Origin of the sequence: Klebsiella grimontii, from assembly GCF_042137965.1 — a bacterium.
Taxonomy (GTDB): Bacteria; Pseudomonadota; Gammaproteobacteria; order Enterobacterales; family Enterobacteriaceae; genus Klebsiella; species Klebsiella grimontii.
Map to the genome: position 1 here is coordinate 4,391,817 of NZ_CP169721.1, position 12,419 is coordinate 4,404,235.

Below are 12,419 nucleotides of genomic sequence, written 5' to 3' on the forward strand. Positions count from 1 at the left end.
TATGTTTAAGCAATACCTGCAAGTAACGAAACCAGGCATTATTTTTGGCAACCTGATCTCCGTGATTGGCGGTTTCCTGCTGGCCTCAAAGGGCCACATAGACTATCCGCTTTTCATCTGGACGCTCCTCGGAGTATCCCTGGTGGTCGCCTCGGGTTGTGTTTTCAACAACTATATCGACCGTGATATCGATCGTAAGATGGAACGGACGAAAAACCGGGTGCTGGTCAAAGGGCTGATCTCGCCAGAAGCTTCGCTGGTATACGCCACCCTGCTGGGTATTGCTGGCTTCATGCTGCTGTGGTTTGGCGCTAATCCCCTCGCCTGCTGGCTGGGGGTGATGGGGTTTGTGGTTTATGTCGGCGTTTACAGCCTGTACATGAAGCGCCACTCCGTCTACGGCACGCTGATTGGTTCTCTCTCCGGCGCTGCGCCGCCGGTGATTGGCTACTGTGCGGTGACCGGTGATTTTGACAGCGGTGCCGCTATACTGCTGGCTATTTTTAGCCTGTGGCAGATGCCTCACTCTTACGCTATCGCGATTTTCCGCTTCAAGGATTATCAGGCGGCGAACATTCCGGTACTGCCGGTAGTGAAAGGTATTTCAGTGGCTAAAAACCATATTACCGTCTACATCATCGCCTTTACCGTTGCGACGCTGATGCTCTCTCTGGGCGGCTACGCCGGATATAAATATCTGGTTGTCGCTGCGGCAGTGAGCGTCTGGTGGCTGGGGATGGCGCTGCGCGGATACAAAGTGGCGGATGATAAAGTTTGGGCGCGTAAGCTGTTCGTCTTTTCCATCGTCGCCATTACCGCGCTGTCGGTGATGATGTCCGTCGACTTTATGGTGCCGGATTCACATAACCTGCTGACGATGGTCAGATAAGACCACCTTCTGCAAACGCTCAGCAGCCTCCGCTCGCAAGACCGGGGGCTGTTTTTTTATCACGCAACCTATTGTCCCTCCCCTCCCCCAGGTTCTCTTCAGATAAAAATCATCTTCATCGGTTCATCTCCAGTCCAGCGTTATCAATCATTCAATGATGATGTTCATATAAAAATGATAAAGAAATCACCATCCGGGGGAGGTTGCCATCTGGTTTACCTCTATTTAGCGGTGTTAGCCTTTCGCGGTGAGTACGGTGCTCACTGATGACAATCCGTTGAATAAAGGAATAAAAATGAAAGAGTTAACTTTTAATGAAATGGAATATATTTCCGGTGGTTTTAATCTGCTGAATGCGGCTACTGGCTTTACCAGCTTTGTCGTCAACTCCGGGCTTGGCTTCGGATCTTTTGTCGCCACCTCAGGAGCCTCTTTCGCGAATTTTGTGATTGATAGCGCCGTAGAATTTGGCAAGTTCGTTATCGGTCAGTCTAACTGGAACACCTTTGTGTCTGCGGGGTTGGATAACTGGAATGGCTTTGTGAACACTGCCGCCAATAGCTGGTCAACCTTCGTGAACAACGCTGGGGCGGACTGGAATAGCTTTATCGACGGCGCGAAAGCCTGATATATCAGGCAGGTTCCGTTCAGAACCTGCCTGCCTCTTCCGCGGCTATCCAACCAACATCGCCTGGGCGCTATAGAGCAAATCCAGATGCTCGCGGCACAGGGCTTCAATCGAGGTTCTTGACTGATGGCTGGTTAAGCTCAGCGCTCCCCAGTAAATCCCTTCCCGGTCTGACAGCGGTACGGCCAGTACCAGCATGCCAATTTCAAACTCTTGCTCAATTGCGGCATATCCCTGGCGGCGCACCTGGGCGATCTTCTCCATCAGGGCCGTAACGTCGGTTACCGTATAGGGCGTGCGCTGTTCGCGTTTGATCCGTTGCAAAACGGTTTCGCACTCGGCTTCCGCTAATGACGCCAGCCAGAGCCGCCCGCCGGCGGTACAGTAAATCGGCACCCTCTCACCCAGGCGCACTGAGGTCGAATTAAACGGCGTGTGCTTACTGCGCGCGATATACACCAGCTCATCATCATCTATCACCCCCACCGAAGCGTGCTCTTCCGTCCGGCTGGCGATGTACTCAACGATCGGCCGTACCATGCGCGGGAACTGCGCCGAGTCAACATACGCCTGCCCCAGCCTTAACGCTTTGGGCGTCAGCCAGTAGTAGCGTCCGTCGGTTTGCAGGTAGCGCTCGTGCAGCAGAGTAAGGAAAAACCGCCGCGCGGCGCTTTGCGTCAGGCCGCTCATTTTCGCCGCCTGCGGCACGGTGAGTCGCGGGTGCTCTTTTGAAAATAGCTGGATCAGCGCCAGCCCCTTTTGCAGGCCGACGATCAGATCGCGGGGATGAATCTGGTTTTGCATACTTGTTCACACTTTCGCAACAATAAGATCGGTTTAGCGCGATTATCGCAGTGGTGGTGCGATTAACAACCAGTATGGCCGAATTCTGCGTTGTCGCTCTCAGCTTCGGCTGAAATACTTTCACAACATTCATTTAACAAAATGAGGTTTGAAATGGTCAGTGGATTCACTCAGGTCGTCGCCGTCATCGGTCACCCGATTACCCAGGTTAAATCGCCGGAGAATTTCAACCGCTACTTTGCCGACCAGCAGATGGACAGCGTCATGATCCCGGTGGATATCGCCCCGCAAGCCGTTGCTGACTATCTGCAGGCGCTACGCGGCTGGCATAACATGAGCGGCGTGCTGGTCACCGTTCCGCACAAACAGCGCGCCGCCGCCCTGGTCGATGAGTTAACCCCGCGAGCGCAGCATCTCAATGCCGTCAACGTCATCCGTAAGCTGGCCGATGGCCGTTTACAGGGCGACATGCTCGACGGCGTCGGCTTCCAGCTTGCCGCAGAGGCGCACGGCTTTAACGCCGCAGGTAAAAAAGCGCTGCTCTCAGGCTGCGGCGGCGTCGGCAGCGCCATCGCGTGGGGGCTTTGCGAAGCGGGCCTCCGTCAACTGGCGCTTTATGACCCGAATCCTGCCACGCTTCAGCTGCTGCATAACCGGCTGGCCACCCATTTTCCGCACGTTCACCTAACCGATCTGCCCGCGACGCTCAACGGTCTGGATGTGCTGGTGAACGGTTCTCCGGCGGGAATGGCCGGTTTCGATCCATTACCGCTGCCGCAAACGCTGCTGGAAACGCTGCCGGTATTAGCGCATGTCGCGGACGTGGTAACCGCCCCGGTTATCACCCCGCTTCTGGCCTTCGCCCGGGATCGCGGCTGCGCGATTCAGACCGGGCCGGAAATGGCGCTGGCGCAGATGAAATTAATGGGGCAGTTCATTGGCGCCATTGCGCAGGAACAGGGAGCGGCGGCATGAAAAGCTGGGACGTCATCGTTATCGGCAGCGGCGCCGCAGGCTTTGCCGCGGCGGTGACCGCCTGCTGTAAGGGGCTGTCGGTGCTGATGCTGGAAAAAGCCCCGCAGTTCGGCGGCACCTCCGCCATTTCCGGCGGCGCGGTGTGGATCCACGATAGCGATCAGGCGCGGAAAATGGCCGCAGGCGGCAGCCCGCAGGAAATCGAAACCTATCTGCGGACCATCATCGGTGAGCCCAACTATCGTCAGGATCTGATCGAAGCCTTTATCGCTTCGGGACGCGAGGCGCTGGCGTTTCTGGAAAAAGAGGGGGCGGTGAAATATAGCCTGCGTCCGCTTTCTCCGGATTATTACCCGGATGAACCCGGTGCCGTCGACGTCGGGCGGGCGCTGGAGGTGGTGGAGTTTGACGGGCGAGAACTGGGTGAGCATTTTCGCGACCTCCGCTCTCCTCCACCGGGGATGCTGCTGTTTGGCGGGATGATGGTCAATCGCATCGATATCCAACACTTTCTTGATATGCGCCGCTCCCTTAGCTCGTTCGCACACTGCGGCAGACTGCTGCTGCGCTATGGTCGCGATCGTCTCCGGCACCATCGGGGCACTCGCCTGGCGATGGGCAACGCGCTGATCGCCCGCATGGCGACGCTCGCTTTCCGCAAAGGCATGCAGCTCAGACTCAACGTCAACGTGCTTTCACTGAGCGAACGCAATGGCGAGGTGACCGGCGTAGAAATTGAGCACGAGGGTCAAAAGCAGGCTCTTGAAGCCCGCTGCGGCGTGGTGCTGGCAGCCGGAGGTTTTGCCGCAGGCAAGCTGGCTGAACGCTACCGCCCCCAGACCCGCGAGCACTATACCATGTCCCCCGCTGCCAACGACGGCGCCGCGCTGCGCCTTGCCGCCGCGCTCAATGCCCGCGAAGGCGCTGACCTGCCGTCTAACTTTTTCTGGGCACCGGTCTCCGTTTTACACCATGCCGATGGCACGCAGGAGCGCTTCCCTCACCTGGTCACCGATCGCGCCAAACCCGGCGTGATTGCCGTCAACCAGCGCGCGGTGCGCTTCGTGAATGAATCCAACTCTTATCACCACTTCGCCAGCGCCATGCAAAGCCGGGCAGAAAACGCCCCCTGCTTTCTGATTTGCGACGCCCTTGCCATGAAGCGCTACGGCCTCGGCCTGGCGCGCCCTGCACCGGTAAATAATGACGCGCTGGTGAAAGCGGGCTATCTGCACAAGGCCGATACGCTGTCAGAGCTGGCGCAGCGCCTCGGACTCGATCCGCAAACCCTCGGGGAAACGGTGGCGCGCTATAACCGCGACGCCGCTCAGGGCCAGGATGCGGAATTTGCTAAAGGCGGCAACAGCTATAACCGCGCGATGGGCGACCCCGGCCACCGGCCAAACGCCTGTAACGCCCCGCTGACCCGCGCGCCGTTTTATGCCGTCACCCTCTATACCGGCGATCTCGGTACCTCGCGCGGTCTGGTGACTACCGCCGATGCTCAGGTGATTAACCAGCAGGGTGAACCGATTAAAGGCCTCTACGCCGTGGGTAACGATATGAATTCGATGATGGCCGGAACCTATCCCGGCCCCGGCATTACGCTCGGCCCGGCGCTGACCTTCGGCTATCTCTCAGCCAGCCATATGGCGCAACAACATGCACTGTAAACAGGAGAAAATCATGATCTATGAAAAACGCACCTACACCATCAATCCGCTGAAAATGGCCGACTGGCTGGCGCTGTACAAAAGCGATGCTTACGCCGTGCAAACCGAGCATCTCGGTAAGCTCATCGGCTTCTTCTTTACCGAAATTGGCGTGGTCAATCAGGTGGTGCACATCTGGGCCTACGAGAGCCTCGACGATCGCCTGGCGCGTCGGGCGCGTATGGCGCAGGACGAACGCTGGCTGACGTTCTCGCGCAAAAACCGCGAGCTGGCTGCCGTCGAGCGCCTGGAGTCGGTTCTTCTGCGCCCCACTGATTTTTCACCTCTGCAATAAAGAGTCGGTCATGGGCGGGCAGATAAACGTGGATGTTCTGGTGGTCGGCTCCGGCGCGGCGGGGCTCTCTGCCGCCGTCACCGCCGCGCTCGGCGGCGCCAGCGTGCTGGTTGCGGAGAAGGAGTCTGTTATTGGCGGCACCAGCGCCTGGTCCGGCGGCTGGCTATGGATCCCGCGTAATCCGCTGGCGCGAGAGGAGGGTATTGAAGAAGAACCCGGCTCACCGCTCACTTATTTACGCCATGAAATGGACGGCGAGCCTGCCGATGCGCGTCTGCTCGCCTACTTACAGTACGGACCGGAGATGATCGACTTTTTCCGCCGCCGCACCGCCGTGCAGTTTCTTTCCGGCAGCAAAATGCCCGATTTTCACGCTTCACCGGGCGCTGCGCTGGGCGGCCGCTCGGTCACGGCGCAGCCTTTTGACGGACGGCTGTTGGGCGACTGGCTGCATCGCCTGCGGCCTCCGCTGGAGACCATCAGCCTCGCGGGGATGGGCATTGCCGGCGGCACGGATATGGCGCACTTTTTTAACGCCACCCGCTCATCGCGCTCGGCGCTGTACGCCACCTGTCGCCTGCTTCGCCACGGCTGGCAGCGGCTGCGCGCCGGTCGCGGACAGCATCTGGTTAACGGCAACGCGCTGGTCGCCCGCCTCCTGCGTTCGGCGCTGGATGCGGGGGTGAATTTTCAGCTTAACGCGCCGGTAGAACGTCTGCTCGCCGACAACAACGGCGTGACGGGCGCGATATTACGTAGCGACAGCGGCGCGCTGGAGGTTCGCGCCGGCGCGGTGATCCTCGCCTGCGGAGGCTTTCCCCACGACAGACAGCGTCTGGCCGAACAGGTTCCGCACGCCGCCAGCGGCTACGGCCACTTTTCCGCCGCGCCTCCGGGGAACCAGGGTGATGGCATTCGGCTCGGCGAAACGGTCGGCGGTCAGTTTGATCATTCGCTCAGGCACCCGATGGCCTGGGCGCCGGTGTCGCGCGTTACCCTCGCCAGCGGAGTGCAGCTCCCCTTTCCGCATCTGGTTGAACGCGCGAAGCCTGGCTTTATTGCCGTTTTGCCCAACGGCAAACGCTTCACCAATGAGGCCGACTCTTATCATGATTTTATTGCCGCGCTGCTGGACTCGACGCCGCCGGGCGAAACGCCGCAGGCGTGGCTGATTGCCGACAGCCGGGCGCTGCGGCGCTACGGATTGGGCCATGCTCGCCCCTTCCCGTTTACCCCAGAGGCCTGGCGCAGGACCGGATATCTGCAGACGGGCGAAACGCCGGAAGCGCTGGCAAAAGCCTGCGCCATTAATCCGCAGCAGCTAACGGAAACAATCACCCGGTTTAACGACTTTGTAGACCAGGGCGAGGATAAGGATTTTCAGCGCGGCGCGTCGGCATACAACCGCGCGCAGGGCGATGCCAGCCGCTCTCCGCACCCAACGCTTGGGAAACTCAGCCATGCGCCTTTTTATGCGGTACGCATTTTGCCCGGCTCGCTGGGCTCCTTCAGCGGATTAATCACCGATGAAAATGCGCGGGTTCTCAACGCGCAGCAGCAGCCGATTCAGGGGCTTTTCGCCATCGGCAACGACATGTCGAGCGTGATGCGGGGATTCTATCCCAGCGGCGGTATCACGCTGGGTCCGGCGATGACCTTTGGTTATCTGGTCGGAAAAAACCTGGCAGCAAATATAAATAAAACAACGCAGTAAAAGCATTTCACCAGGGACGGCAATACGCATAACAACAACAACCTGCAACTGTACTGGAGTCCTTTATGAACATGCGAACCCTGTCACTCGCCGCGCTTACCCTACTTGATGTCCCACCACCGGAACAGGTACGCATTGCGGCCCAGGCCGGCTTCACTCACGTAGGCCTGCGCCTGCTTCCCGCAACCCCGTCGGATCCGGATTACGCTATGCTCGGCGATACCCCCGCCGTTCGCGATACCCTGGCGGCGCTGATGGCAACCGGCGTTCGCGTCTCGGACGTTGAGATTGTCCGCCTGACGCCGGATTTTGCACTGAACGCCCGATTGCGGCTGTTCCTTGATACCGCCGCGCGCCTTGGCGCGAAGCAGGTTTTAGTCGCCGGCAACGATGATAACCGGGTCCGCAGCGCGGAAAATCTCGCTCGGCTGGCCGAAGCCGGCCAGGAGCATGGTTTAACCATGAACCTGGAGCCTATGCCATGGACCCACCTGCGCACCATCGCCGAAGCCCAGGCGCTGATCGCCGCCAGCGGCCGCAGCGATATCGGTATTTTAATTGATGCCATTCACTTCTGGCGGGCAGGCGAATCCCTTTCGACCCTCGCCACGCTCCCGCAAAATTACCTCAACTATATGCAGCTTTGCGACGCTTCGCCGCAAGCCCCCGCTGACGAGCAGGAGCTGATTTACCAGGCCCGCGCCGCGCGCCAGGTGCCCGGCGAAGGCGGACTCGACCTGCACGGCCTGATGGCGGCGCTTCCGGCCACGCTGCCGGTCTCTGTCGAGGTTCCGCTCAGCGGCCCCCGGGGCGCTCTGCCTGCGCTCGCTCGCGCTCAGCTGCTGTTTAACGCCGCGCAGTCCTACCTGCGCCCTTGCGCATAAGGAGAGCCCCATGACTCAGACTCAACGCCTGGACGTCAGGGAGTTAATCAACGCCAATCCGCTCAGCCGCTTTCAGAAGCTGGTGGTATTATTGGGCTTCTGCGTTATCGCGCTCGACGGTTTTGATATCGCCATCATGGGATTTATCGCCCCAACGCTGAAGCAGGAATGGGGAGTAAGCAACCACGAGCTCGGTTTCGTCATTAGCGCCGCGCTGATAGGCCTGGCGCTGGGCGCTATTTTCTCCGGCCCCCTCGCCGACTGGCTGGGACGGAAGAAAATTATCATCAATAGCGTCTTCTTCTTCGGCTTCTGGACCATCGCCACCGCCCTGTCACAAAATATTGAGCAGATGATGGTTTTTCGTTTTCTGACCGGGCTGGGGTTAGGCGCCGCGATGCCGAATATCGGCACCCTGGTGTCCGAGTACGCGCCGGAGCGCCAGCGCTCGTTTCTGATTACGATTATTTTTTGCGGCTTCACCTTTGGCGCGGCAGCGGGCGGTTTCTCCGCCTCCTGGCTGATCCCGCAGTTTGGCTGGCATTCGCTGATGCTGCTTGGCGGGATCCTCCCGCTGCTGTTCGCGCCGGTCCTGATCTGGCTGTTACCGGAATCAGTGCGTTTTCTGGTGGTTAAGCGCGCGCCAGCCGAACGTATTCGGCGAATTTTGCAGCGCCTTTATCCGGGACAAATCCCCGATGAGGCCGAGTTCAGCCTGCCGACGCAGCCCGTCCAGGCAAATGCCATGCGCATCGTCCTCTCCCGCCAGTATCGCTTCGGCTCAATGATGCTCTGGCTGGTCTACTTTATGGGGCTTTTTTTGGTCTACCTCCTCGGCAGCTGGCTACCGACGCTGGTAAAAGAGGTGGGCTTAACGGTCAGCCAGGCGGCGGTGATGACCGCCATGTACCAGGCGGGAGGAACCCTCGGCTCGCTGTTTGCGGGCTGGCTAATGGACCGGATCAACCCCCATCGGGCGCTCGGGCTGATATACGCGGTTGGCGGCCTGTTTACGATGGCGATGGGCTATGCCGCGGCAAGCTTTGCGCTCATCTGCCTGCTGGCGTTTATCAGCGGAGCCTGCTTAAACGGCGCCAATACCGGCATGAACGCGCTCTCCGCCCGCTACTATCCTACCGAGGCGCGGGCCACCGGCTCCAGCTGGATGCACGGCGTTGGCCGCCTGGGCGCCATCCTCAGCGCCTTCGCCGGGGCGGAAATGCTGGCGCTGAATATCAGCTTCGAAAGCGTATTCCTGATCCTTGGCATTCCGGCGGCGATTACCGTCGCCGGGCTGGCGGCCAAAGGTGTTTTTGCGGCTGACCCGGAGCCAAAACCCACCGCTTCAACCGCGCCCGTCAGAAGTACATTTTAAAACGTTGACGTTAAGGCGGGCGTGCTTCAAAAACACGCCCGCCCCAAAAAAAAAAGAAAAATTAATTTCATTTAAATGAATAATGAAAAATAAAAAATGCCGTGAAGTATCGATTCACCTCAAAAGTCACAGCGAAAAATCATCAAATTCATACAAAAAACAAATGAAATATCGTTCATAAAAACAATTAATAACCTTATCAATCAGAATGTCTTGATAACTGTAGCCAGGAAATTACGGCTCAATTTTTACGATTTTTCGATCCACCTCGCATATACAGAAATTAAATTCCAAACAATCATTGAAACGAAATAAACATTTCCTTATGTTCTGGCTGATATTCAGGATAAGGTCGTGCCGGTGGAACTGGCGCAGAGGTCCTGACTTGTCCTCCCAGACAAAGGAATTGACCATGAGTGAACAGCAGATTCTTCTCTCTCCGGCGGCGGCACGCGGCGATAAGCTAAGCTGGGCCACCCGAATCGCTTACGGCGGCGGCGATACCGCCTGTAACGTCGTTTTCGGCATGATCGGCACGGTTTTAACCCTGTTTTATACCGACTATGTCGGCATCAGCATCGCCACCGTTGGCCTGGTAATGCTGATCTCCCGTCTGTTTGACGGCGTTTCCGATGTCATCATGGGCCTGATGGTGGAACGCACGAACTCTCGCTGGGGGAAATCACGCCCCTGGCTGCTATGGATGAGCGTGCCCTACGCCGTATCGGCAATTTTACTGTTCACCGTCCCGCAGACCACCGGCACGCTGCAGTTTCTCTATCTGCTGGTGGCCTATAACTTCTGCACCACCGTGTGCTATACCGCCATCAACCTCCCCTACGGCAGCCTTTCTGCGATGATGACCCGCGCCTCCTGGGAAAGGGATATGCTCAGCATCACCCGCATGTCGATGTCGCCTTTTGGTCGTATCCTCGCCGTTGCCTGCACGCTGCCGCTGGTGAAGTACTTTGGCGACGATCAGGCGGCGTGGATTAAAACCATGTCGATTTGGGCTTTTCTGGCGCTGCTGTTGCTGCTGTTTTGCTTTTATAAATGCGAAGAGAAGGTCGTCATCAAAGCGCGAGAGAAACAGGGAAACGTACCGGTAAAAACCCAGCTTTCCGCGCTTTTTCGTAACCAGTACTTCTGGGCCAGCGCAATCCTGTGGGCCGCGCAAAGCGTGTACTACACCGTGGTGGGGATCGCGCTGCCTTACTACTGCCGCTACGTGCTCGGCGACGATACCTTCTATAGCTCCATTTTCGTTGCCGAAACCGCCTGCATTATTATTTTCACCTTCCTGAGCTCGGTGCCTATCCGCAAATACGGTAAACGCAACGTTGCCCTCTGCGGCATCGTGCTGGCGACCATCGGCCAGGTGCTGTTTATGTTTAACTCTGATGATTATCACTGGGCGCTGGCAAACGCGATTATTCGCGGTATTGGCTTCGCCCCGCTGAACGCCGTGCTGTTTGGCTTCTGCGGTGATGCCGTCGAATTCGGCCAGTGGAAAACGCGCGTCAGGCAGGAAGGGATGATCTTCTCCGCCGGTTCCGTTGGGACGAAACTCGGCGCAGGTATTGCCGCCGCGGTTATCTCCGGCCTGCTGAGCATGGCGGGTTACGTCAGCTCCAGCAGCGGATCCGGCGTTCAGCCGCAAAGCGCTATCGACATGATTAACCACGTTTATCTCTACGGCTCTTTCTTCCTGTGGATCGTTGTCATTATCACCCTGCTGTTTTACCGGCTGGATAAGCAATACCCGCAGATTATGCATGAACTGAAAGAACGCGAAGCGCGTGGAGAGATGTAAAACCCGGCTGCCACATCCGCGCTCGGCGAGCGCGGGTATACAGAACAACATCTGAAATCCGTAGTATCTCTATCATTGAGGAGAGCACCATCATGTTAAACGGCATGAAACCCTTATCCCGCTCCCTGCGCTGGGGCATGGTCGGCGGCGGCGGTACCAGCCAGATTGGCTACAGCCACCGTTGCGCGGCGCTGCGTGATAACGTCTTTACTTTGCTGGCCGGCGCGCTTGATATCGATGCCGTGCGCGGCCGTCAATTCGGCGAGCAGCTCGGCATCGCTCCTGAGCGCTGCTACGCCGATTATAAAACGCTGTTCGCGGAGGAGGCCAAACGCCCCGACGGGATTGAAGCCGTATCGGTGACGACGCCGAATAATACTCACTTCGCTATCACTAAAGCGGCGCTGGAAGCCGGGCTGCACGTTATCTGCGAAAAACCGCTGTGCTTTACCGCCGACGAAGCGCGCGAACTGCTCGCGCTGAGTAAAAAGCAGAATAAAATTATCGGCGTCACCTACGGTTATGCCGGGCACCAGATGATCCAGCAGGCACGGCAGATGATAGCCGAGGGGATGCTCGGCGAGATCCGCATTATCAATATGCAGTTTGCCCACGGTTTTCATAATGAAGCCGTTGAGCTGCAAGCGGAATCCACCCGCTGGCGGGTCACACCCAAATATGCTGGCCCTAGCTATGTGCTGGGGGATCTGGCGACCCACCCGCTATTTATTGCCGAGACGATGGTGCCGAATCTGAACATCACCCGCCTGATGTGCGCACGTCAAAGCTTCGTCAAATCCCGCGCGCCGCTGGAAGATAACGCCTTTGTGCTGATGGAATATAACAACGGCGCCGTCGGTTCACTGTGGACCAGCGCGGTCAACAGCGGCGCGATGCATTCACAAAAAGTCCGCGTCATTGGCGAAAAAGCCAGCATCGAATGGTGGGATGAACGCCCAAATCAGCTGAGCTACGAGGTGCAGGGCGAACCGGCGCGCGTACTGGAGCGCGGGATGCCCTATCTCAGCCAGCAGGCGCTGGCGGATGACCGCATTGGCGGCGGTCACCCTGAAGGGCTGTTCGAAGCGTGGGCCAACCTCTATCGCCGCTACGCCATCGCCATCGACGCCATGGATCGCGGTGACCGGGCATTCCTCGAGACCTTCTGGTATCCGGACGTGGAAGCCGGGCTGCACGGCGTTTACTGGGTTGAGCAGTGCGTTAAATCCGCCGACGCGGGCGGCCAGTGGGTTGACTTTAACTGCCATTAATCTCTGCACTCCAGTGGAGGCTCCTCCACTGGTTTTTTTTGCCTACCGTACTCACCTCA

At 58.2% G+C, this 12,419-nt stretch carries 11 protein-coding genes; 10 read left to right on the top strand and 1 reads right to left on the bottom strand.

The window, feature by feature from the left end:
• Position 1: 1 nt before the first annotated feature.
• Positions 2–889: a heme o synthase gene (gene cyoE, locus ACE3MN_RS20615; RefSeq protein WP_004133451.1), complete on the top strand. Its 888-nt coding sequence runs from the start codon at positions 2–4 to the stop codon at positions 887–889.
• A 295-nt stretch (positions 890–1,184) separates the two neighbouring features.
• A complete protein-coding gene (locus ACE3MN_RS20620; RefSeq protein WP_004133452.1) occupies positions 1,185–1,517 on the top strand; it encodes a hypothetical protein in 333 nt (110 codons plus the stop codon).
• Between the two features lie 45 nt (positions 1,518–1,562).
• Here the strand turns inward: ACE3MN_RS20620 and ACE3MN_RS20625 are convergent, their stop codons facing one another.
• Positions 1,563–2,321, bottom strand: coding sequence for an IclR family transcriptional regulator C-terminal domain-containing protein (locus ACE3MN_RS20625; protein WP_004133453.1), 759 nt, complete (start codon positions 2,319–2,321; stop codon positions 1,563–1,565).
• Between the two features lie 153 nt (positions 2,322–2,474).
• On the opposite strand from ACE3MN_RS20625, the gene ACE3MN_RS20630 reads away from it, so the two are divergent.
• The 8 genes from ACE3MN_RS20630 (at position 2,475) to ACE3MN_RS20665 (ending at position 12,360) form a co-directional block, all read left to right on the top strand.
• On the top strand, positions 2,475–3,296 hold the full coding sequence (locus ACE3MN_RS20630) for a shikimate dehydrogenase family protein (RefSeq protein ID WP_375364153.1): 822 nt from the start codon (positions 2,475–2,477) through the stop codon (positions 3,294–3,296).
• On the top strand, positions 3,293–4,969 hold the full coding sequence (locus ACE3MN_RS20635; protein ID WP_131930392.1) for an FAD-dependent oxidoreductase: 1,677 nt from the start codon (positions 3,293–3,295) through the stop codon (positions 4,967–4,969). Before ACE3MN_RS20630 ends, ACE3MN_RS20635 begins: the two co-directional genes overlap by 4 nt.
• 13 nt (positions 4,970–4,982) lie before the next feature.
• Positions 4,983–5,303, top strand: coding sequence for an NIPSNAP family protein (locus ACE3MN_RS20640; RefSeq protein ID WP_004133454.1), 321 nt, complete (start codon positions 4,983–4,985; stop codon positions 5,301–5,303).
• Between the two features lie 10 nt (positions 5,304–5,313).
• On the top strand, positions 5,314–7,017 hold the full coding sequence (locus ACE3MN_RS20645; protein ID WP_082237534.1) for an FAD-dependent oxidoreductase: 1,704 nt from the start codon (positions 5,314–5,316) through the stop codon (positions 7,015–7,017).
• A gap of 65 nt (positions 7,018–7,082) precedes the next feature.
• The gene (locus tag ACE3MN_RS20650) at positions 7,083–7,901 is read left to right on the top strand and encodes a sugar phosphate isomerase/epimerase family protein (RefSeq protein ID WP_375364154.1); all 819 of its coding nucleotides are present in this window, start codon (positions 7,083–7,085) and stop codon (positions 7,899–7,901) included.
• 10 nt (positions 7,902–7,911) lie between these two features.
• The gene (locus ACE3MN_RS20655) at positions 7,912–9,276 is read left to right on the top strand and encodes an aromatic acid/H+ symport family MFS transporter (RefSeq protein WP_024359051.1); all 1,365 of its coding nucleotides are present in this window, start codon (positions 7,912–7,914) and stop codon (positions 9,274–9,276) included.
• Between the two features lie 412 nt (positions 9,277–9,688).
• Entirely contained in the window at positions 9,689–11,089 is a 1,401-nt protein-coding gene (locus ACE3MN_RS20660) for an MFS transporter (RefSeq protein WP_004133459.1), read from the top strand.
• A 92-nt stretch (positions 11,090–11,181) separates the two neighbouring features.
• A complete protein-coding gene (locus ACE3MN_RS20665; protein WP_375364155.1) occupies positions 11,182–12,360 on the top strand; it encodes a Gfo/Idh/MocA family protein in 1,179 nt (392 codons plus the stop codon).
• Positions 12,361–12,419: the final 59 nt, after the last annotated feature.